This is a genomic window from Segatella copri (genome assembly GCF_949820605.1).
Taxonomy (GTDB): Bacteria; Bacteroidota; Bacteroidia; order Bacteroidales; family Bacteroidaceae; genus Prevotella.
The window spans coordinates 20,422-44,187 of sequence record NZ_CATKVU010000007.1; the positions used below are offsets into that span (position 1 = coordinate 20,422).

General features: G+C 45.8%; 17 protein-coding genes. 13 read left to right on the forward strand and 4 right to left on the reverse strand.

Going from position 1 to position 23,766, the window contains the following annotated elements; genetic code table 11:
- Window positions 1-100 precede the first annotated feature (100 nt).
- The 5 genes from RCO84_RS14895 to RCO84_RS14915 all read left to right on the forward strand — a co-directional run bounded on the left by RCO84_RS14895 (window position 101) and on the right by RCO84_RS14915 (window position 9,710).
- Entirely contained in the window at window positions 101-3,175 is a 3,075-nt protein-coding gene (locus RCO84_RS14895; RefSeq protein WP_373690158.1) for a SusC/RagA family TonB-linked outer membrane protein, read from the forward strand.
- Window positions 3,176-3,232: 57 nt separating this feature from the next.
- The gene (locus RCO84_RS14900; protein ID WP_144153585.1) at window positions 3,233-4,795 is read left to right on the forward strand and encodes a RagB/SusD family nutrient uptake outer membrane protein; all 1,563 of its coding nucleotides are present in this window, start codon (window positions 3,233-3,235) and stop codon (window positions 4,793-4,795) included.
- A 58-nt stretch (window positions 4,796-4,853) separates the two neighbouring features.
- Window positions 4,854-6,059, forward strand: coding sequence for an esterase (locus RCO84_RS14905; protein ID WP_317585537.1), 1,206 nt, complete (start codon window positions 4,854-4,856; stop codon window positions 6,057-6,059).
- 17 nt (window positions 6,060-6,076) lie between these two features.
- Complete coding sequence (locus RCO84_RS14910) at window positions 6,077-7,303, forward strand: esterase (protein ID WP_317585538.1); 1,227 nt, start codon at window positions 6,077-6,079, stop codon at window positions 7,301-7,303.
- Window positions 7,304-7,367: 64 nt separating this feature from the next.
- A complete protein-coding gene (locus RCO84_RS14915; protein WP_373690169.1) occupies window positions 7,368-9,710 on the forward strand; it encodes a glycoside hydrolase family 3 C-terminal domain-containing protein in 2,343 nt (780 codons plus the stop codon).
- A gap of 139 nt (window positions 9,711-9,849) precedes the next feature.
- Here RCO84_RS14915 and ilvA read toward each other — a convergent pair whose 3' ends face one another.
- Window positions 9,850-11,049: a threonine ammonia-lyase gene (gene ilvA / locus RCO84_RS14920; RefSeq protein ID WP_217755645.1), complete on the reverse strand. Its 1,200-nt coding sequence runs from the start codon at window positions 11,047-11,049 to the stop codon at window positions 9,850-9,852.
- A 207-nt stretch (window positions 11,050-11,256) separates the two neighbouring features.
- On the opposite strand from ilvA, the gene RCO84_RS14925 reads away from it, so the two are divergent.
- Entirely contained in the window at window positions 11,257-12,174 is a 918-nt protein-coding gene (locus RCO84_RS14925; protein WP_118142112.1) for an IS982 family transposase, read from the forward strand.
- 209 nt (window positions 12,175-12,383) lie between these two features.
- The gene (locus RCO84_RS14930) at window positions 12,384-14,345 is read left to right on the forward strand and encodes a glycoside hydrolase family 97 protein (protein WP_317585540.1); all 1,962 of its coding nucleotides are present in this window, start codon (window positions 12,384-12,386) and stop codon (window positions 14,343-14,345) included.
- A 90-nt stretch (window positions 14,346-14,435) separates the two neighbouring features.
- On the opposite strand, the gene RCO84_RS14935 is transcribed toward RCO84_RS14930, so the two are convergent.
- Complete coding sequence (locus tag RCO84_RS14935) at window positions 14,436-15,260, reverse strand: Cof-type HAD-IIB family hydrolase (protein ID WP_317585541.1); 825 nt, start codon at window positions 15,258-15,260, stop codon at window positions 14,436-14,438.
- 214 nt (window positions 15,261-15,474) lie between these two features.
- On the opposite strand from RCO84_RS14935, the gene RCO84_RS14940 reads away from it, so the two are divergent.
- From RCO84_RS14940 to RCO84_RS14965, 6 genes are all read left to right on the forward strand, one after another.
- Window positions 15,475-17,553 (forward strand): glycoside hydrolase family 127 protein, encoded by a 2,079-nt coding sequence (locus RCO84_RS14940; protein ID WP_317585542.1) that lies wholly within the window; start codon window positions 15,475-15,477, stop codon window positions 17,551-17,553.
- Window positions 17,554-17,692: 139 nt separating this feature from the next.
- Entirely contained in the window at window positions 17,693-18,193 is a 501-nt protein-coding gene (locus RCO84_RS14945; RefSeq protein WP_144154066.1) for an RNA polymerase sigma factor, read from the forward strand.
- A 46-nt stretch (window positions 18,194-18,239) separates the two neighbouring features.
- On the forward strand, window positions 18,240-19,001 hold the full coding sequence (locus tag RCO84_RS14950; protein WP_117691831.1) for a hypothetical protein: 762 nt from the start codon (window positions 18,240-18,242) through the stop codon (window positions 18,999-19,001).
- A gap of 27 nt (window positions 19,002-19,028) precedes the next feature.
- On the forward strand, window positions 19,029-19,937 hold the full coding sequence (locus tag RCO84_RS14955) for a hypothetical protein (protein WP_317573061.1): 909 nt from the start codon (window positions 19,029-19,031) through the stop codon (window positions 19,935-19,937).
- A 217-nt stretch (window positions 19,938-20,154) separates the two neighbouring features.
- On the forward strand, window positions 20,155-20,469 hold the full coding sequence (locus RCO84_RS14960) for a hypothetical protein (protein ID WP_233339765.1): 315 nt from the start codon (window positions 20,155-20,157) through the stop codon (window positions 20,467-20,469).
- Window positions 20,470-20,662: 193 nt separating this feature from the next.
- A complete protein-coding gene (locus RCO84_RS14965; RefSeq protein ID WP_194252705.1) occupies window positions 20,663-20,806 on the forward strand; it encodes a hypothetical protein in 144 nt (47 codons plus the stop codon).
- A gap of 346 nt (window positions 20,807-21,152) precedes the next feature.
- On the opposite strand, the gene RCO84_RS14970 is transcribed toward RCO84_RS14965, so the two are convergent.
- On the reverse strand, window positions 21,153-21,626 hold the full coding sequence (locus tag RCO84_RS14970; protein WP_117727337.1) for an RNase H family protein: 474 nt from the start codon (window positions 21,624-21,626) through the stop codon (window positions 21,153-21,155).
- 152 nt (window positions 21,627-21,778) lie between these two features.
- Complete coding sequence (gene argS, locus RCO84_RS14975; RefSeq protein ID WP_317585543.1) at window positions 21,779-23,599, reverse strand: arginine--tRNA ligase; 1,821 nt, start codon at window positions 23,597-23,599, stop codon at window positions 21,779-21,781.
- Window positions 23,600-23,766 lie beyond the last annotated feature (167 nt).

Consider the following 23,766-nt stretch of genomic DNA (forward strand, 5'->3'; position numbering starts at 1 on the left):
TGTATGATAAAAAGTACTACCTTTGCAGCCGTAAACAATTAACTGATTTACAAGAATAAAAGCTTAACTAATAAAGTATTATCTTTAATGAGTAAAATCTATGAGAAAAATGAATGATTACAGAAGGTTCCTGACCTTCGTGTTCTTATTGATGATTTCCGGTTCTGCTGCCTTGGCGCAGGAACTGATGAAAGTGACGGGTCTGGTTGTTGACCAGAATGCTGAGCCATTGATTGGCGTTACTATCAAAGTAAAAGACGACGCCAAAAGCGGCACTGTCACAGGATTGGATGGAGATTTCTCCATCATGGTACAAAAAGGAAAGACCTTGGTCTTCTCTTATCTAGGTTATCAAACTAAAGAGGTGGCAGCCATCACCTCCAAGTTGAAGGTAAATATGAAGGAAGACAACAAGGTGCTGGATGAGGTTGTAGTAGTAGGATATGGTGTACAGAAGAAGAGTTCTGTAACAGGTGCCATCTCTCAGGTGAAGAAAGAGGATATGGAAAATCGTACCATCACCAATGCCAAGTCTGCTCTTCAGGGTAAGACCGCAGGTGTACAGATTGTCTCTTCTTCTGCTCGTCCGGGTGCATCACCAACCATTCGTATCCGTGGTTTCTCTTCCAATGGTTCTTCCGATCCTCTCTATGTAGTAGATGGTGTGCGCCTAGGCGATATTAGTGGTATCGATCCTAATGACATAGCATCTATGGAAGTGTTGAAGGATGCCGCTTCTGCTGCCATATATGGTGCAGAGGCAGGTAATGGCGTGGTTCTCATTACTACGAAGAAAGGTACTGTGGGTAGTGGAAAGATAACATATGATTTCCAATATGCCATCGAATCGCTTGCTAAAAAGCCTAAGTTGCTCAATGCCGAAGAATATATCCAATATATGAAAGAAGGTAAGACCTTTACCGAGGATTATCTCTTGAAGAATTGGGATGGAACAACCAATACCTCCTGGGTAGATGCCATCTATGGTAAGGGTAAGATGCAGAAGCACAACCTGGGCTTTATGGGTGGTAACCAAAATGGCAACTACTATCTTTCGCTTACTTATCTTGACAATGATGGTATGGTAAGAGGTAATAATGACCTCTATCGTCGTCTCACCGCTACCATCAATGCTGAATATCAGATCAAGCCATGGTTGAAGGTGGGCACTACTAACCAGATTGAAAAGTATAACGTTCGTTCTGTTTCAGAGGGTACTGAGTATGGTTCTATGATGGCAGCTGTGCTTTCTATGGATCCATTGACCCCCGTTGCATACGAGGGTGGAAACTTGCCTGATCATGTTGCTAGGGCCTTGGCAAGCGGAAAGCATCTCTTGACCAATGCGGCTGGTAACTACTATGGTGTGTCTGCTTTCTATGCAGGTGAGCAATACAACCCATTCGTGATGCGTGACAATGGCATATCTCGCAACAGTGGATTCAATGTGAATGGTTCCATTTATGCAGATTTCAAGCCTATCAAGGATCTTGTGATTACTTCTCGCTTTGGTTACCGTTTGTCGGGTACTCGCAGTTCTTCCACTTCACTTCCTTACTATGGAAATCAAACGCAAAGCCGTGATTTTGTAGATCAGAGTGCAACTTCTTCTACCTCTATTTATTATCAATGGGAAAACTTTGCCAACTATATGAAGAAGTTTGGTGACCATACCGTGAATGCCATGGTTGGTATGTCTTTCCAGGAATCTACCTATGATTATGTGCAGGGTGGCTTGAAGGCTAATGGTGAAGACGCTGTCAAGAAAAACAATCCATTGTTCTACTATCTGAATTTTGCATCCGCTTCTGCTACCAAGTCTGTAGGTGGTGAGAAAACTCGCTCAGCCAAGTATTCTTACTTTGGTCGTTTGGGTTACGATTATAAAAATCGTTATTATCTGCAGGCTTCCCTCCGTGCAGATGCTGCCGACTTATCTAAGCTTCCAGCTACCAATCGTTGGGGATATTTCCCAGCTGTGTCTGGAGGTTGGACCATTTCTGAGGAAAAGTTCTTCGAGCCTTTAAGAGATGTTGTGGCTAGTTTGAAATTGCGTGCCAGCTGGGGCCAGAATGGTAGCTTGGCTGCCTTGAGTGGCTATGCCTACAGCACCGATATGGCGCAGGGTAGCATTTATCCGTTAGTTCCTGGTAATAATTATACAACGTCTGTTACTCCATCTAGTATGGGTAACGATAAACTGAAGTGGGAAACATCAGAGCAGACCGACTTGGGTATTGATGCGCTCCTCTTCGCTGGCAGAATGAACTTCAGCATGGACTATTTCGTGAAGAAGACCAAGGACTTGCTCGTGAGTGGTACCACTCCATCTTTGGTTATCGGCGGTACTACATCTCCTATCAATGCTGGTAACGTAAGCAACAAGGGATTCGAGTTTGAACTCGGTTGGAGAGATAACATCGGTGATTTCAGCTACAGTGTACGTGGCAACCTCGCTACCTTGAAGAACGAGGTTACTTATCTCGACCCATCCTTGACTCGTTTGCAGGGTACTACCTTTATGAATGTGCCTCTCACATACTTCGAGAAGGGCTATCCTGTGTATTACTTCCGTGGCTATAAGTTTACAGGCATAGACCCAAAGACGGGCGATCCAACTTTTGCCGACCTGAACGATAGTGGTGATTTGACCGATGATGACAAGATGGACTTGGGTAGTGCCATTCCAGACTTCACCTATGGTATCACCTTGACCGCAGCTTACAAAGGTTTCGACTTGGCAGTATTTGGTTCTGGTGCATCAGGCAACAAGATATTCAACTGTATCAACCGTACCGACTTCCCTATGGTCAACAAGATGAAGGAACTCTTCTATGACGACCGTTGGACGGAGAGCAATCCTAATGGAAGCAAGCCACGTGCTGGTGCCAACAATATGGACAAGTATGCTACATCCAGCGCAATGGTATATGATGGATCTTATTTCAAGATTAAGCAGATTCAGTTGGGCTACAGTTTGCCGAAGACTCTTCTCAAGAAGGTAGCAATCAGCAACTTGCGCCTCTATGTATCTCTTGATGACTTCTTCACCATCACCAAGTACCCAGGCTTCGACCCTGAGGTTTCTACCAATGATGTAGTGGGTATGGGTATCGACAAAGGCGGTTATCCAACCTCAAGGAAGGTAGTGATGGGCTTCAACTTGGAGTTCTAAGGTCTGGAGGTTCATATAACTAACACTATACATAATATATAATAACATTAGGAAATTATGAAAAAGAATATCATATATAGTCTGCTTCTCGTTGTGGCAGTGTTATTTGCCGGTTGTGAAGACAGACTCGATATAGCAAAGCATGGCAATATGGGTGGTCAGGATGATTTCTACAAGACCAATGAGCAGACCGAGCAGGCGGTGGCTGCCATGTATAGCCGTGTGAAAGGATTGTATTTTACTTGGTTCTTTACCAAGAATCTGCTTTCGGATGATGCTTGGTGTGGCGGTGGTAATCGTGGCGACAACAACTCACACGAGCAGATGAATGAATATACCTTCGATTCTAGCAACAGTAATATCGAGGGCCTGTTCTCGGGTCTCTATGGTGTCATCTATCAGTCAAACCTCGTCATAGAGAAGGTGGCTAATGATACGGAAGTCAAGAAACGTGCCATAGCCGAGGCTTATTTCTTCCGTGCTTGGGCTAACTTCGAGCTGGTTACTCTTTGGGGTACAGCTCCATTGGTAGATCATCTCTTGGCTACAGATGAGTACCGTCAGCCAAACAGTACTCCAGAGGCACTTTGGGCTATTGTGGAGGCAGACTTGAAAAAGGCTATCGGTATGAATGTCTTGCCTTCCAAGAAGAACAAGGACGATCAGGAGACGGGTATGCGTGTTACCCAGGAAGTGGCAAAGGCTTATTTGGGCAAGGCTTATCTCTTCCAGAAAAAGTATCAGGAGGCTGCATCCGTACTCAATGAGGTGGTGGATTCCAAGAAGTACGACCTCTTCCGTGGCGACTATGACATGCAGTTTCATGCCGTCAACAACAACAACTGTGAGTCTATGCTCGAATTGCAGTGGCGTAACGACCAGGAGCAGGCTTGGTCCCAGTGGGACATGACCTTCGTGATGCAAGGATGGCGTACTGGCAATATGACGTTCGAAGGAAAGGCTGCCGACGAAGTGGCTCAGGGAACCTACGGCTTCTTGAACCCTCGCAAGTCTCTCTATGATGCATTTGTAAAAGCAGAGGGCAAGAATGGATATCGTTTGCAGAAGACCCTGCTCAACAGTGATCAGATGGCAGCATACGGTGTGAAGTTGAATCCTGGTCAGTACATCTATGGATGTGAAGGATACCTCTTCTTTAAGAACCGCATATTGAAGAGTGACAACATCATGGATAATCCCGGGTTCCAGGTAGTGCAATATACCGACCGAAAGATTATGCGTTATGCCGAAGTTCTCCTCCTGGCTGCCGAGGCAAACTTGCAGGCTGGTCAGCCAGACAAGGCTCTCTATGACATCAACCAGATTCGTGAACGTGCCAAGGAAACTCCATTGACTAGCGTTACCTTGGACGACATCAAGACGGAGAAGCGGTTGGAACTCTGCCTGGAAAGTACCCGATTCCAGGACTTGGTACGTTGGGGTGATGCCAAGAAAGCCTTGGCTTCACAGGGTAAGGAAATTCCTAACTACTCTTCCAAGGGCGTAAGTTGGGATTTCTCCAATTCTACTTTCGGATTCCAAGACAAGCACATGTTGCTTCCTATTCCTTTGAAGGAAAGAGAATTGAATCCTAATATCCAGCAGAATACGGGATGGTAATATTGAAAAAGATAATAGAGTTTTGGTAATTAATATAAATAGTAAAACGTTATATCCAATGAAAAGATTTTCGATATTAGCAATAACATTGTGTGCGTTTTGTGGATCTGCCTTCGGACAACAAGCTTTGTTCGGAGGACAGATGCCTCTATCTCCTGAGATTCATGCAGACAAGACCGTTACTTTCCGCTGCATGGCACCAGAGGCACATAAAGTACAGATAACAGGTGACTTCTTGCCAACTAAGAAAGTTGATACCCCGATGGGTAAGTATGATATGCCTGGAGTAGCCGATTTGAAGAAGGATGAGAAGGGTGTGTGGTCTTTTACAACCACTGCTCCTTTGGCACCAGAGCTTTATAGCTATACCATGATGGTGGATGGCGCCAGTGTTACCGACCATCTCAACGTCTATACCGTGCGTGATATCGCCAACGTTTCCAACTATTTCTTGGTAGACGGAGGAAAGGCTGATCTCTACAAGGTCAACAAGGTAGCGCATGGAACCGTATCAAAGGTCTGGTATGATGATGCCAAAGCTGGCCTTACTCGCCGTATGACAGTATATACTCCTGCAGGTTACGAGACCAGCAAGCAGAAATATCCTGTGCTTTATCTCTTGCATGGTATCGGTGGCGACGAGGAAGCGTGGATGGATTTGGGACGTGCTTCGCAAATCCTCGATAACCTCATTGCGCAAGGTAAGGCGAAGCCAATGATCGTCGTCATGACCAATGGCAATATCTCTCAGGAGGCAGCTCCAGGACAGACTTCGGATAATCTGATAGTTCCTACATTGGGATTGCCTAAGACCATGGAGGGCTCTTTCGAGGTATCTTTCCCTGAGGTAGTGAAGTTTGTGGATGCCCGTTATCGCACTTTGGCAAATAGTCAGAACCGTGCCATAGCAGGTTTGTCTATGGGTGGCTTCCATTCCCTTTACATTTCCATCAACAATCCTAAGACCTTTGGTTATGTGGGGCTCTTCTCGGCAGCCATTGGCAAGGAACAAAGAAGTGGTGGCGCCAACGAGTACATCTATGATAACTTCGACAAGAAGTTGGCAGACTTGTTTGCTGCCAAGCCAAAGCTCTTCTGGATTGGTATCGGCAACACCGACTTCCTCTTTAAGGACAATACCGCCTTTAGAGAGAAACTGACCAAGAACCATTATCCGTTCACCTATATGGAGACCGATGGCGGTCATATCTGGCGCAACTGGCGCATCTATCTGGGTGAGTTTGCCCAGAAAATCTTTAAGTAACTTCAAACAACATCACAATGAAAAAGATAACATTTTTGGCAACAGCCTTGCTCTTGAGCATGAGCAGCTTTGCACAACAAGCTTTGTTCGACAACGTACCTGTGGTATCTCCAGAGGTAAACGCCAACCATACAGTAACCTTCCGTCTCAAGGCTCCCAATGCACAGAAAGTGCAGATTACGGGCGACTTCTTGCCTACCAAGCAGATTGATACCCCTGTGGGAAAGTATGATGCACCGGGAGTGGCAGACTTGGTGAAGGATGACAAGGGAGTATGGAGCTTTACCAGCACTAATCTTTCTCCTGAGCTTTATTCTTATAATCTCATCTTGGATGGTGTGAAGATTGTGGATCCTGGAAGCGTCTATATCACTCGTGACATCACTTCGGAAACCAATATTTTTATCTTGTCTGACAAGAAAGGCGACTGTGGTGACCTCTACACCGTCAATGAGGTGCCTCACGGAAATGTGTCTAAGGTGTGGTATGATAGTCCTACACTCAAGATGCAGCGTCGTATGACCGTCTATACCCCAGCAGGTTACGACAAGGGAAAGGATTACCCAGTGCTCTACTTGCTTCATGGCGCAGGTGGTGATGAGGATGCTTGGACTACTTTAGGTCGTGCACAGCATATTCTTGATAATTTGATTGCCACAGGTAAGGCTAAGCCTATGGTAGTGGTGATGACCAATGGCAACCCTAACTGTCAGGCTGCTCCTGGCGAATGGTCGGCAGGTATGTATGTGCCTTCTTTCTATGGTTACCAAGGTGCCAAGGCGGTGGCTACGATGGATGAGAGCTTCCCTGATGTGATGAACTATGTGGAGAGCCATTACAAGGTGGGCAAGGATAAGGCGCATCGTGCCATCTGCGGTTTGTCAATGGGTGGTGGACACTCCTTTGACATCTCTCGCCGTTTCCCTAATAAGTTTGATTACGTTGGTCTATTCTCCGCTGGTTTGCATGTGGGAAAGACTGGCGATTTTCGCACCGATTTCTATAAGATGCTGCAAGAGGACGAGGAGGCGAAGCAGCAGTTGGCAACCTTGTTTAAGAACAAGCCAAAATTGTATTGGATAGGTATGGGAAAGACCGACTTCTTGTATAAGAGTACAGCCGGCTTGCGTCGCTATTTCGATGAGAAGGGGTATAAATATACCTATATGGAGACCGAGGGCGGCCACATCTGGCGCAACTGGCGTGTCTATCTCACAGAGTTCGCACAGAAGATTTTCAAATGATAAAATAAGTTTTTCAAGTAAGAGTTTTGTAAAAGATTATTAAAAAAATAAGATATAGACAATGATAAAACAATTATTAGTTTCTTCATGTGTGCTTTTTTCTGCGACTTTCGTAGTTCAAGCACAGAACCCAAAGTTGGGTGTGTCTCCTATCCAGGATGTCATCAATGCGATGACTCTTGATGAGAAGATTCAGTTGGTGGTAGGTTCTACGGGTAAGTATGAGAGCCAGATGGAGGCTACCATTGGTAACCAAGGTCAGTTGGTACAGGGTGCCGCAGGTCAGGTGAATGGTATTGAGCGTCTGGGCATTCCAGCTACGGTTGTAGCCGATGGTCCTGCTGGTCTTCGCATCGACCCTAAGCGCAAGAATACCGATAAGACATTCTACTGTACCCACTTCCCTGTGGCTACAGTGATGAGCTCTACCTGGAACAAAGACTTGGTGTATTCCGTAGGTACCTCTATGGGAGACGAGGTGAAGCATTATGGCGTAGATGTCTTGTTGGCACCTGCTACCAATATTATGCGTAATCCTCTTTGTGGTCGTAACTTTGAGTATTATTCAGAAGACCCATTGTTGGCTGGTACCATTTGTGCTGCTATGGTGAATGGTATCGAGAGCAACGATGTCGGTACTTCGTTGAAGCACTTCGCACTGAACAACCAGGAGACCAATCGTACTCGTAACAATGTTATCGGTAATCCACGTACTTTCCGTGAGATTTACTTGAAACCTTTCGAAATCGTTATCAAGGAGGCTCAGCCTTGGACAGTGATGACTTCTTACAATCTCATCAATGGTACGATGTCTAGTGAGCGTTGTGACTTGATAACAGAGATTCTTCGCCATGAGTGGGGATTCAAGGGTATGGTGATGACCGACTGGTTTGGTGGTCTTAGCGCAGCTGCCCAGATGGAAGCGGGTAACGACCTGTTGATGCCAGGTAAGGCAGAACAGGTGAAGGAGATTCGCAAGGCTGTGCTCAATGGTCGCCTGTCGATGGAAATCCTCGACCGCAATGTACGCCATATCTTGGAGTATATCATGCAGACTCCTCGTTTCAAGCAGTATGTTGCCGACAACAACCCTGATTTGAAGGGACATGCTTTGGTGGCTCGCAATGCCGCTACCGAGGGAATGGTGTTATTGAAGAATAACAAGAATGTATTGCCACTCGTTCAGAAGATTAAGAACATAGCTCTCTTCGGCAATACTTCTTATGATTTCATAGCTGGTGGTACTGGTTCTGGCAATGTTAACCATGCTTATGTGGTAAGTTTGTTGGATGGTTTGAAGAATGCTGGCTATCAGGTGGATGGCGACATCCAAAAGTCATACATAGAGTATGCTCCAAAGGCAAAGGCAAATTTGCCAAAGCCAAAGAATCCTTTGGAGGCTTTCTTGCCGGGTCACTTCATCCCTGAGATGAGCCTTGCTGAATTGAATATGTCAGCTGCCGTCAAAAACAACGATATGGCAATCATCACTATTGGTAAGTCGTCTGGTGAGTTCTTGGATCGAAAGATTTCTGATAGCTTCAATCTCACCAAGGAGGAGAAGGATATGATTTCTGGCGTTTGCAACGCTTTCCATAAGGCTGGTAAGAAGGTGGTTGTCATCTTGAATGTTTGTGGCGTTATTGAGACCAAGAGTTGGATTGGCGGTCCTGATGCTGTATTGCTGTCTTGGTTGCCTGGTCAGGAGGGTGGTAACTGTGTTGCTGACATCTTGGCGGGTAAGGAGAATCCTTCTGGTCGTCTTCCTATGACATGGCCTGTAAGTTATAACGATGTTCCTTCTAAGGCTGATTTCCCTAACCCTGAGACTGTCAAGGTTGACGATGTACTTGGTATGTTCATGGGCAAGGGCATCGGTAGCAAGGGCGACATGAAGAATGTGGATTACACCGAGTATAATGATGGTGTTTATGTAGGTTATCGTTATTACCAGACCAAGAACGTGCCTGTATCTTTTCCTTTTGGTTATGGTATGAGCTATACTACCTTTAAGTATGGCAAACCTGTGGTAACGAAGGATGCACAGGGCAATATCAAGGTCCTGGTGACTGTGAAGAATGCTGGTAAGGTAGCTGGTAAGGAAGTTGTTCAGGTATATGTGGCAGCTCCTGGCAAGGATATGGATAAACCAGCCAGGGAACTTCGTGGTTTCGCCAAGACTAAGAATTTGCAGCCTGGTGAGTCGGAGACAGTTACTATCGACATCCCATACAAGAACCTGGCTTCTTTCAATGAGGTTGATAGTCAGTGGCAGGTTGAGGCTGGTGATTACAAGGTGATGGTGGCAAAGAATGCTGCCGATCTCAAGCCTCTCACTACCGTGATTACTGAGAAAGCTGGTGTAACCGAGAAGGTTCGCCCTTGCTTGCTCAAGGAAGTAAAGTAGCTCTATGAAAGATAAAGCTCAATAACAAAAGAGCTTGATGGTAATAAAGCTTTTAATGATATATAAAAAGAGGATGCGCTATCAACTGACGGCGCACCCTCTTTTTATATTTTATGGATTTTTGTAAGTCTCTGCACGGTTATACTATCCAGAGATGGAATCCCTTTGATTCCAAAGCCTCCTTGATTTCTCTTACGTGTTCCTCGTCGCGAGTCTCCATGGTGAGGCGGAGCACGCAGGCATTCACCTTGTTGCGGTTGGCAGAACGGTCGTGGTGAACACCGGTGATGTTGCCACCCAATCCGGCGATGACAGAGCAAACCTCTACCAATTCGCCCGGTTTGTCATCCAGCTCCATCTCGATGGTGCAGAGACGGCCGCTCTTGGCAAGACCACGGGTGATGACGCGGTTCAGGATGGTTACGTCGATATTACCGCCGCTTACCACGCAGATGGTTTTCTTGCCCTTCACCGGAACCTTGTTGTACATCACGGCTGCCACGCTGGCCGCACCGGCACCTTCGGCTACCATCTTCTCGCTCTCTATGAGTTTCAGGATGGCTGCACAGATCTCATCCTCGCTCACGGTTACGATTTCGTCAACATAGTTGGAGCAGGTTTCAAAGGTAATCTTGCCCGGTTCCTTTACGGCAATACCATCGGCTACGGTTGCTACAGAAGGCAACTTCTCCTGTTTGTGATCGTGCAGACTCTGTACCATACTTGCTGCTCCTTCAGCCTGAACACCATATACCTTTACATGCGGATTCAACGATTTGATGGCGAAAGCCACACCCGAAATCAGACCGCCGCCGCCAACAGGTACTACTACAGCCTCTACATCAGGCAGCTGGTCGATAATTTCCAATCCGATGGTGCCCTGCCCGGCGATGACATTCTCATCATCGAAAGGATGAACGAAGGTGTAGCCATGCTCATCTTTCAGTTCCAGTGCCTTCTGGTAGGCATCATCGTAAACGCCAGGGACCAGACATACCTCTGCACCGAGACGCTTGGTGGCTTCCACCTTACTAATAGGAGCACCTTCAGGCAGACAGATGAGGCTCTTGACGCCCATGGCTGTAGCTCCCAGCGCTACACCCTGTGCATGGTTGCCCGCAGAACAGGCTATCACACCCTTTGCCTTTTCTTCATCGGTGAGTTGTGAAATCTTATAGTAAGCACCACGAATCTTGAACGAACCGGTCTTCTGCAGGCACTCTGGTTTCAAATAAACATCACTCTCTGGGTTGATTCTTGGCGTGTGAACCAGCTCAGTCTTTCTTATTACCTTGCTCAGCACGAAGCGAGCCTTATAGAAATTGTCAAGTTGTAACATAACTGCTGATATGTGTATAGTTTATTTCGTGCAAAGTTACTATTATTTGAAGAAAATACAAAATAATTCGGTTTAATTTTTGTTTATTCGATAATATTACCTCAGTTCGGGATAAGAAATAGTGCCTAAAAAAGTTGGTAATCTCCGATATTTTTTGTATCTTTGTAGTTGAAATCCAATTAGTTACAAACATAAAAAGATATCATTATGGAGATTACCAAGGACAAAGTTACAGAATTATTTTGTATTATTGATGAATTTTACAAAGTTTTTGATGCTGAAAATGCAGGAAAATTGCTTTTGGGTGAAGATGGAGTAAAGCGCAGACGACGTAAAGCCTCTTTATCTGATAGTGAAATCATGACGATTTTGCTGTATTTCCATTTCGGCTCGTTCCGAAACTTCAAGCATTATTACCTATTCTTTATTAGAGGAACTTTGAAGTCATATTTTCCAAATGCGGTGTCTTATAACCGTTTTGTAGAACTTGAAAGTCGCGTATTCTTCCCTCTCATGTTCTTCCTGAATCTCCGTGCTTTTGGCAGATGTACAGGTATAACCTTTGTTGATTCAACCATGATACCAATATGCCACAATCTCAGGCGTTATGCCAACAAAGTGTTCAAAGGCATTGCCACAAACGGAAAGGGAACAATGGGATGGTGTCATGGGTTCAAGCTACATCTGGCTTGTAATGATAGAGGTGAGATAATTGCTTTTGTTCTCACTGGTGCAAACGTTAGCGACAAAGATCCAACGGTATTCGATGTGTTGGCTAAACGTCTGTATGGTAAGCTGTTTGCAGATAAAGGCTATATCTCGCAAAAACTCTTCGATTCGCTTTTTGAGGAAGGCATCCAGTTGGTAACAGGACTGAGAGTGAACATGAAGAACAAACTAATGCCGTTCTATGACAAGATGATGCTACGTAAAAGATACATCATTGAAACGATTAATGACCTGTTGAAAAATACGGCTCAGATAGTACATTCACGTCACAGGTCTGTTGCGAATTTCATCATAAATATTATTTCTGCATTAGGGGCATACTGTTTCTTTGACAACAAGCCCAAGGCACTTACTGGATACGTTATCGAAGATACGAAACAGCTTAGTCTTTTCTAACATTGCATATTTTACATGAGGATTTTGTCTCAGCAACCATCCAAGATATATAGATGGTTGCCAAGCCTCTGTGTCCCTTATATAAAAACATTATAAAGCCTTTAGATAGAGCTCGTTATCCCGAACTGAGGTATAATATTGCTTAACTTTGCCGATGTAATTAAGCATAAAAACATAGTAACAAATAAACTAATTACTTTTATCTGGAAATGAAGAAAAATGTTTTAGCAGTAGTGCTGGCATTGATGGCGAGCATCGGTGCATACGCAGAGAAGAATACTGTCAGCTCTCCTGATGGTAAGTTGAATGTCGTGGTAGAAGACCGCGATGGTAAACTCTATTATTCCATCGACTATGCAGGCAAGCGAATGATGGAGGAATCACAGCTCGGACTCCTTGCCAATGTAGGCGATTTCAGTCAGGGGTTGACCTATCAGGGCAAGAATGAGATAAAGGTGGAGAAGAGCTATGACCTCCGCACCGCCAAGGTTTCGCATGTAGATTATCATGCCAACCAGCTCAACGTGACATACATCAATGGTAAGAAGCAGCCAATGACGATTACCTTCAATGTAAGCAACAACGATGTGGCATTCCGTTATACTTTTGATCAACTGAAGGCTCAGCATATCATCGTAAACGAGGAGAAGACTGCCTTCAATCTTCCTAAGGTAACCACCACCTACCTCTGTCCACAGTCGGATCCGCTCATCGGTTTTGCCCGAACCAAACCAAGTTATGAAGAAGATTATAAGGTGGATCAGCCTCTTACAGCCAAGTCGGGTTATGGACATGGCTATACTTTCCCATGCCTCTTCAAGGTAGGTGGCGATGGCTGGGTATTGGTCAGCGAGACGGGTACTCACGGCAACTATCCGGGTTGTCACATCAGCGATTACGATGCTGCCAAGGGTTATCAGATAGCCTTCCCAATGGAGAAGGAGGCAGATGGCATCGGTTCTACATCGGCAGCTTTCATTCTTCCGGGTTCCACTCCATGGCGCACCATCACCGTGGGTTCAGATTTGAAGCCATTGGTAGAGACTACCATTCCATACGATGTAGTAGAGCCAAGATTCGAGGCTTCCCAGAAATACGGAACTGGTAAGTATGCCTGGAGTTGGCTCATCTGGCAGGATGAATCCTGCAACTATAACGACCAGAAGCAGTTCATCGACCTGGCTGCTACCATGGGATATGAATATGTGCTGGTTGATGCGCTCTGGGATACCCAGATTGGTAGAGACAAGATAGCAGAGTTGAGCAAGTATGCGCAGAGCAAGAATGTGAGTCTGATGCTCTGGTATAATTCCAATGGTGTGGCCAACGATGCACCTCAGGGACCTCGTGGCATCATGGATAACATCGTGGCCCGCAAGAAGGAGATGACCTGGATGAAGAGTATCGGCATCAAGGGTATCAAGGTAGATTTCTTCGGTGGCGACAAGCAGCATACCATGCAGCAGTATGAAGACATCCTTAGCGATGCCAACGATTATGGCATTCAGGTTATCTTCCATGGTTGCACCCTGCCAAGAGGTTGGGAGCGCATGTATCCTAACTATGTATCGAGCGAGGCTGTACTGGCTTCGGAGAATGTATTCTTCTCTGATTATCATGCCAAGCAGGAGGGCTTTGAGCTGACCATGCATCCATTCTGCCGCAATGCCGTGGCTGCGATGGATTGGGGTGGTACCATCATGAACAAGTATCTCTCTAAAGATAACAAGAGTCGTCATCGCCGTTATACTACTGATGTTTTCGAGATGGCTTCGGCTATCATGAACCAGGCTGCCATCCTGTGTATCGCCATCTATCCGAATAATCTCTCTGAGCTTCCTCAGCACGAGATTGATTTCCTGAAGAGCGTTCCTACAACCTGGGATGAGACCAAATTCATCGCCGGTTATCCTGGAAAATATGCCGTTGTTGCTCGTCGTCATGGTGATAAATGGTATGTGGCTGGTTTGAACGGCACCGACCAGGTGATGAAGCTCACCCTGAATCTGCCAATGCTTGCCGGCAAGAGCGTTACCTATTATCATGAAACTGCCAGCAAGGACAAGAAGGCTCTCTGGCCTGTTTCTCAGATGAAGACCGTAAAGGTGGATAAGAAGGGAAACCTGAAGGTAGTCATGCAGCCTAAGGGTGGACTGATTGTTGAAAGGTAAAAGGGTAAAAAAGTAAAAAGGTAAAAAGAAACTAGGGAGATTATACCCCGCTAGGCTTTTTTACCTTTTTACCTTTTTACCTTTTTACTTTTAAAAATCCTTTTTACAGAAATGTTCCAAAGCAGCAGCTACGCCATCTTCTTCATTGGAAAGCGTGATGTAGTCGGCTTCGGCTCTAACCTCAGGTGCTGCATTCTGCATGGCTACACCCATGCCTGCCAGTTTCAGCATGCTCAGGTCGTTGTAGCCATCTCCGAAAGCAATCATATCGGCTGGGGTGAGATTGATTTTCGACAGAAGGCGGAGCAGGGACTTAGCCTTGTCGATTCCTTTAGGAACCAGTTCCAGGAAGAATGGGGCTGAACGGAAGATGTCCATCCTGTCGCCCAGAATCTCAGAAAGCTCGTTTTCTGCCTTGAGCATATCTGCCGGGTCGCCTGTCATGAGGAGCTTGGTTGGGTGAGGCTCCAGGGCTTCGAACAGGTTTTCTACCTTTCGGATGTTCATCTTGTTGATGCGCGATTCTTCCTTCACATACTGATCGTCGGGCATCTCGGTGATAATCTCGTTGCCGGCATATCCCAGCAGGGCATGATTTTTCTCCTTCGCATACCTATATAATATAGGTATCACCTCATCAGGCAGGAACTGGGTGAAGAGTTTTTCGCCAGTCTTGGCATTCACGATGTTGCCGCCATTATAAGATAGGATGTATCCGCCTCGCTTATCCAGTTCCAGACATTCTGCCACCGGTTCGATGCCGTAGGTCGGTCTGCCTGAAGCAAGGATGATAACAACACCCTCGGCTTCTGCCTGGAGCAGCGCTTCGCGGGTTTTCGGGGTAACCACCTTGTCGTGGTTGGTCAGGGTGCCATCCAGATCAAGGGCGATGGCACGGTATGGAAGATGATTCATATTTGATATATTATTGTATTTCTAATTTGACTGCAAAGGTAAGATAAAAAAACGATTGTAACAAAAAAAAGCGTTAAATATGATATAAATATAGGTGTTTGACTGATAATTACCTGCTTTTTATTGTTTATTATACACTATAGTCGGAAAGTTTTCTTATCTTTGCAACTGAAATAACAAACAATAATATAAAATTAATAAAACCTATTTGAAAATGAAGAGATTAATTTCAGCAGTATTGCTTTCGGCAGCCGTAGTTGTGCCAACCATGGCGAAGAATGCGAAGACATTGGGCAATGGTTATCCATTTACTCAGGTTCCTTTCACCAGTGTGAAGATTTCACAGAATACTTTCTGGGGTGCCCGACTGAAGGCAGCCCGAGAGGTAACCGTGCCATTGGCTTTCAGCAAGTGTGAGAGCGAGCACCGTTACAAGAACTTCGAGATGGCTGCCTATACCTTGCAGCATCCTAACCACCCGGGTTTGGATACCAAGGAGTGGGATGTGAGCAAGTTCATGGGCTTCTCTTTCGATGATACCGATGTTTATAAGACCATCGAAGGTGCCAGCTACATCCTCCAGACTTATCCGAACAAGAAGTTGAAGGCTTACATCGACAGCGTGCTCGATGTAGTAGCTGCGGCACAGGAGCCAGATGGCTATCTCTATACCGCCCGTACAATCAACCCAAAGCATCCACACCAGTGGTCGGGAAATAAGCGTTGGGTCAAGGACGAGGAGGCGAGTCACGAGCTTTACAACCTCGGTCACATGGTAGATGCAGCCTGTGCTCACTATCAGGCTACGGGTAGCACCAAGTTTCTGAACATCGCCAAGCGCTATGCCGATTGCGTGGTAAAGGAGGTGGGACCTAATCCAGGACAGACTACCATCGTTCCTGGTCATCAGATTGCAGAGATGGCTTTGGCTCGTCTCTATACCTTGACCGGTGAAAAGAAGTATCTGGATGAGGCTAAGTATCTGCTCGACTATCGTGGCAAGACTCATATCCGCAACCCATATTCTCAGAGCCAGGCTCCTATCCTGGAGCAGAAAGAGGCGGTAGGTCATGCGGTGCGTGCCGGCTATATGTATGCCGGTATTGCTGATGTGGCTGCCCTGACCAAGGATTCTGCCTATATGAAGGTCATCGACCGCATTTTCGAAAACATCGTTGGCAAGAAATACTATCTTACGGGTGGTGTAGGTGCCCGCCATGACGGTGAGGCATTTGGTGATAACTATGAGTTGCCAAACATGACTGCCTACAACGAGACCTGTGCAGCCATCTCTATGGTTTACCTCTTCGAACGTATGTTCCTGCTTCACGGCGAGAGCAAGTATATCGACTGTTTGGAGCGTAGTCTGTATAATGGTGTCATCTCGGGTATGAGCATGGATGGTGGTAGATTCTTCTATCCAAACCCATTGTCTAGCGATGGCAAGTATGCCTTCAATGCCGATGGCAACACCATCCGCCAGCCTTGGTTCGGATGTGCCTGCTGCCCAAGTAACTTGTGCCGCTTCATCCCTTCTGTTCCGGGTTATCTCTATGGCGTGAAGGACAACAATATCTATGTGAATCTCTTTGCCGGTAATATATCTACCATCAAGGTGAATGGCAAGGATGTGGTTCTGGAGGAGACTACCGAGTATCCTTGGAACGGCGATATCAAGATTGCTGTGAAGAAGAGCGGTGTGAAGAATGCCAACCTCCTGGTCCGTATTCCTGGATGGGTTCGCAACCAAGTGGTGCCTAGCGATCTTTACAAGTATAGCGATGCAGAGAAGCCTGCTTACACAGTAACCGTAAACGGCAAGGCTGTAGAGGCTGATCTCGATGCCAACAAGGGTTATCTCCCTGTCAAGAACATCAAGAAGGGCGATGTCATCCGCATCCATTTTGATATGCCTATCCGTACAGTTGTAGCTAACGATAAGGTAGCTGATGATAAGGGCAAGGTTGCCGTAGAGCGTGGTCCATTGGTATATTGCGCTGAGGCTGTGGATAATAGCAATGAACCTGTGCTCCATGCCGTTATGCCAGAGAAGCCAAGCTTCACTCTCGTTGACAACTACAGCATTCAGAACACGGAGACCAAGGGAGCCCCAGCCTTCACCGTAAAGGCTATCGTTACCTCTCCTGCCCATATTATCTACCAGAAGAAGGAGGATGTGGTCGCTGTAGATTGCACCCCTCTCACCTTGATTCCTTACTATGCCTGGAATCATCGTGGTGCCAACCAGATGAATGTCTGGTTCTATCAGGGCTTGTCGTTTATGGATAAGTAATAAATAGTTTTTTTAATCAAGAAAGCCTGGCAAACGGCGTTTGCCAGGCTTTCTTGTTAATATAGGTTAATCCCATTAAGAAAAACACTTTTTTTCCGTTTATGTTGTAGTTTTGAACAAATAAAACAAAAGAGAGCAAATGACAGAGAATGAATTCATCCATATCGTTCCGCAGTTGCGGCAGATAACCTTGCAGATCAGTCAAGGTTATGGTGTTGGCTGCGATGAGGCTGAGGATATCGCACAGGATGCGATGCTCAAGCTCTGGGCTATCAAGGATGATATTCAGTCTGCTGCTCATGCCAAAGGTTCGATGGGTTGCATCGCCAAGCATCTTTGCATCGACTTCTTTCGCAAGCGGAAGATGATTTCGATAGATGCCCAGCCTTTCGATAAGTCGCCTAGCCACTATGCGCCGCCCGATGTGGAAGTGGAAAACTCGGAGAACGAGCTGTGGCTGCAAAAACGCCTCAAGGCTTTGCCCTCCAACCAATATCAGGTGCTTTATCTGCGACAGGTAGAGAAGAAAAGCTTTGAGGAAATAGCGCAAATCGTGGGCATCACCCCTGAATCTGTATCTGTCTTGCTTTCGAGGGCAAGAAAGCAGATGTTGCAGGAAATCAGAAAAAGATGTCGATAGCCCTTATATATAAAATAGGTATAATCAATAAAGGAGGAAACTGGATATGAACGAAAAAGAAAAGGACATACGACTGTTGCTCGACCGATTTATGGTTGGTGAGACTTCTCTGGAAGAGGAGGCTCTGATAGGGGAGTGGTTTCGTAAGCATCCCGATGTGAGCGATGACCTGAAGGAATACCAGATGATGTTTGGATATTTCGACGAGGGTATGCCTCTTGACCATGAGGCGGAGGAGCATGTAGAAAATGCTCATCCAAAGGCTAAGGCACGAATGCGCCGCCTATGGTTGCCGCTTAGTTTGGCTGCATCCATCGCCTTGCTGATAGGGTTTGCTATTCCTTGGGTAGGGCGACAGACAGGGCATCGGGATGATTCGAAGATGGCTCAATTCGAAGGAAGAACGCCTCCGGAGGATGTTGATTCTGCTGTTGTCCACGAGGAGAAATCGACAGATGCCAATCTTTCCATGCCTGAAAAGATAAAAAAGTCGGGTGATTCCGTATCTCCCAAGACAAGGAAGCACAAGCAGAGGCAATATCGTCAGCATCTGTTTGCTCCTGCTTCTCCAAAGCTTTGGATAGCTCAGAATATTGCTACCGATTCTTTGTTGGCAGAGCCGGAAAAGCTTGCCGATGAGCATCTCTGTGAGATGGAGGCACAGCAGAACGAAATGTTCTTCAAACTCTATCTCATCAATGCTCTTCAGACCCAGTCGCTCAATGCCGAAGTAGCCAGTGCCTCGTTCGAAAGTGAGGAGAATGTGCATGATGAGGACTATGTGAGTGGTGACCAAGAGGTTTATTAACAAGAAACAATTAAAAAGAAGAAGAATATGAAAACAACTTTTAAATTAGCATTTGTGGCTTGCCTGATGATGCTCTCTTCGGCTTGCCATGCTCAGGAGCCTATACCGGCTATCGACCAGGCTTTTGATGTATTCGCACAGGATTTGTTGAAAGGCGACTTTGTTACTTCTTCCTCTATGAATACCTATAATATTGGTATGATGAAGGGATTTGAGTTCGCTATTCCTGAGAGAAAGCAGAAAATGGTTGATACCTTTCAAAAGGCTTTATTGAGCAATAGTCGCCTCGCTTATATTAGTTTTACCAAGAAAGCGGGCTCTCTCAGTCTTGAAACGAATCGGGTGGGGTATGGCAAGGATAATTCCATGACTTACGAGTTTGGTACTCACAAAGACCGCAACTATAACCTGCAGTATTTCCGCGACAGCAAGGATTCTACCATGCGATATGTTTATGCCTTGGTATGGTATCAGGGAATGGATCGTTCGGTAAAGGGCAGTGTATATAAGTTCTACTCCAAGGATCCGCAAACCTATAAGAAGCCATTATCTTATAAGATGAATGCTGTTCAAGGTTTGGATTCTCTTGTTTCTCTGGGCAACATCAGGTATAACAAAAATCTGGTTCGCAGTTATGGATTGGATATGACTCCTCCAAAGGATGCGGCAGAGTTTATAATGCAACTCAACACGCTCCGTGCTGCCTTTAAGAATGCCAGAAACCAATACCCTTATTGGGGAAATCAGGTGACTCGGCGTACCCTCCAGACGGGCATTGCCAACAAAATAGTCAAGCTTTGTAAGGGATACGGCAAGTTGCTGAATGCTGACGAGAAGAAATTCTGCGCCTCTTCGCTGAATAAGATGAAGAAGGATACAGACGATGAATATCTGCAGAGTCTTCTGGAACTGACTGCCAATTCTTTGAGAAAGTAGTAAGTTTTGGAGGTATAAACAGAGGAAAAAGTGAAATTCTCTCTCTTAAAATACCGCTTAAAGCGATATTTGCTCTAAAATTATCATTTTCTAGACTTCGGTCTTGTTATAATTTCGTAACTTTGTACGCAAAAAGTAAACGATATGACTAAGAAATTGATAATGATATTAGGCTTGGTGCTTTCATCCATGTTGATGAAAGCCCAGGTTTTTTTTTGTGCCTTTCCCGAAGGCTGGCGACAAGTATTGGCAGAAGCAGGTGCCCGTAGCGATGCGCAACGACTATATCCAGTTGGGCAATCTCTATCAGAAGAAGAAGCTGGAGAATATGGGCAGATTCATCACCACGATGTATATCAACGACCTTACCTTCGTGAATTTCTCGGATGCCCAGGCTCAGAATGTTCCGAATATCAACATCCTCTTTCCTTATGGAGCCTATCTCCAGAATGAGCAGATGATGCAGCTGGCGGCATACGTGGCAAAGAAATATCTGTATATGCAGAACCCTTCTGAGCTTTACCGGAAATAGCCAACTGGCAAAATATAAATAGCCAACTAGCAAACTGCAAACAGCCGACTAGCGCATGAGTCGCTAGTCGGCTGTTTTACTGGAACAGTTATCGAAAACTCCTTTATTTTGTTTTCGTATAGGCTTCCTGCCAAATACTCTTCACTCTTCACCAAAAGCCCCGAATCCCCTGTGTTTATCGGCATTCCGAGGGGTGAAGAGTATTCGGGCACTCTTCACCTACTCTTCACCACTCTTCACCCTTCAGTTCTGGCTGATTTGCAATCTACCTATCAGTCTTTCGCCTCTGTTCCCGTTTCTGAAGGTGAAGAGTGGTGAAGAGTGGGTGAAGAGATAAAAACAACTCTTCACCCCTCGGAATGCCGATAAACACAGGGGTTTCCGGCCGAAAGGTGAAGAGTGAAGAGTATTTTGATGATAGCTTCGTTTATTTCTTAAACTGTCTATCTAAAGGTGATGCTTACTGAATCAGCAAGAACAATCTGGGAGTTTGGTGGCCTCTTTGGTTAAGAATCTGTTGATTTCATTTTCAAATTGATCACGATGAGGGCTTCCTATCTTGCCTATATGCTTATCTAATATATCTTCTTCTGTATAAAATCTCATATTATTTCTTTTAAAAAACAAGATTAATACTACTGTAAAACTACGAAAAGAATCCGAAGCGCTAAGGCTGAAAAAACTTATCCCTTTCTTCCGAAATCGGCTGGAATCTCGCCCCATTTCTTCGTCTCCCATTTTATAATAGGTATGTTGATGGGGTGGGTGCGGAGCCAGTTTTCGGCTCGGGCGATGACCTGATAGAGCTGTTCGGTCTGGGGAGTGCGCTCCAGTTTGGTCTTGCATTGTTTCTTGCTTACCCATAGCTGGGCATTCACGCTGTCGCTATAAATTATCTTGTCGGTAATGCCCTTCTGCTGCATCAGGGCGAGGGCATGGACGATGGCGAGAAACTCGCCGATGTTGTTGGTGCCGTGGATAGGACCATAATGGAAAACCTGGGCACCGGTCTGAAGGTCGATGCATTGGTATTCCATCGGACCGGGATTGCCGGAACATGCGGCATCCACAGCCCAAGCGTTGGCTCTTACCTCGTTGGGCAGAGGCAAAACGGTATCGTTTCTCCATGAAGGAGGATTTACGGGCATTTTATTCATCTTTATTCTTTTTGGGGTTGGAAAACAAAAAGGATTGGCTAAAACTGAAATGAGCATGCGCCTTGGAGTCGAGCTCCAGGGCCATGCTCATTATGTCAAATAGTCAATATTTTTTATTTTTAAATTGTAGGTTATTATATCTTATGTATATATTACATTCTTTCTGGAACCTCGATGCCGAGCAGAGACATACCGTTCTTCAGAATCTTAGCCACGTTGGCTGCAAGAACCAGACGGGTAATCTTCTCAGCCTCGCTCTCAGCATTCAGGATGCTGTAGTCGTGATAGAACTGGTTGAACTCCTTGGTCAACTCGTAGCAGTAGTTAGCAATACCACCAGGGTTGTAGTTGTTGCCGGCATCGGCTACGGCTGCTGCGAAGTCGTTCATCTTCTGGATGAGGTCGATCTCCTTCTCGTTGATAGGAGCATCTGCGCCCAACTCTGCAGAAATCTCGATGCCCTCGGCTGCTGCCTTGCGCATGATGCTGCGGATACGAGCGTAGGTATACTGGATGAAAGGACCTGTATTACCATTGAAGTCGATACTCTCTTCTGGGTTGAAGAGCATGTTCTTGCGGGCATCTACCTTGAGGATGAAGTACTTCAACGCTCCGAGACCCACGATGCGTGAAATCTCCTGGCGCTCTTCCTCGCTCATGTCCTTGAACTTGCCAAGCTCATCGCTTGTCTGGCGAGCATCCTTGATCATCTCTGCCATCAGGTCATCTGCATCTACTACGGTTCCCTCGCGGCTCTTCATCTTACCGTTAGGCAACTCTACCATTCCGTAAGAGAAGTGAACCAAGTCCTTACCCCACTTGAAGCCGAGACGGTCGAGCAGGATAGAGAGCACCTGGAAGTGGTAGTTCTGCTCGTTACCTACTACGTAGATCATCTTGTCGATAGGGAAATCCTTGAAACGGAGGTCGGCAGTACCGATGTCCTGAGTCATATAAACAGAGGTGCCGTCTGAACGGAGCAGGAGTTTCTGGTCGAGACCCTCGTTGGTGAGGTCTGCCCAAACAGAGTTATCGTCCTTGCGGAAGAAGAGACCCTTCTTCAATCCTTCTTCTACCTTCTTCTTACCCTCGAGGTAAGTATTTGACTCATAATATATCTTGTCGAAACTTACACCCATCATCTTGTAAGTCTCATCGAAGCCAGCGTAAACCCAGCTGTTCATCTTCTGCCAGAGTGCACGAACCTCAGGGTCGTTGTTCTCCCACTTTACGAGCATCTCGTGAGCCTCCTTGATCAGCGGAGCCTCTACTTTAGCTTTCTCTGTGGCAGCTTCTTCGTCCATGCCCTCTTTCATGTACTGAGCCTTGAGCTCTGCGATTTCCTCACGATAGTGCTTGTCGAAGGCTACATAGTAGTCACCGATGAGGTGGTCGCCCTTCTTGCCGGAAGTTTCAGGAGTTTCGCCATTGCCCCACTTGAGCCAGGCGAGCATAGACTTACAGATGTGGATACCACGGTCGTTCACGATGTTTGTCTTGATTACCTTGTTGCCGTTAGCCTCCATAATCTGGGCCAATGACCAGCCGAGGAGGTTGTTGCGAACGTGACCGAGGTGGAGAGGCTTGTTGGTGTTAGGAGAAGAGTACTCAATCATGACGAGCGGACTGTTCTCAGTAACTGGCTTCTCACCAAACTTAGGGTCAGCGTTGATGGTATTCAAGAGTCCTACCCAAGCGGCAGGAGCGATAGAAAGGTTGAGGAAACCCTTAACCACATTGAAGTCTGCGATAACGTTAGCGCAGTTTTTCTTCAGGTATTCGCCGATTTCCTGTGCTGTATCCTCAGGCTTTTTCTTTGACATCTTGAGGAATGGGAATACGACGAGGGTAAGGTTACCTTCGAAATTACTCTTGGTCTTCTGCAGGGCTACCATCTTCTCAGGTACGTCCTGACCATAAAGCTCCTTCACCGCAGCGATGACCGAGCTGATGATTTCGTTTTCTATCTTCATTATTTAATATATCTTTTTTACCGGTAAAATTATCTTTTTAAACTGATTGAAGAGGGATTTGCATGTTCCCTTTCCGTTTATGCGGCTGCAAAATTACAAATAATAATTGAATTGTGAAAGAAAAATTGCACATTCTTTTGTTTTTTGTCGCATTCTTTTGTTTTTTA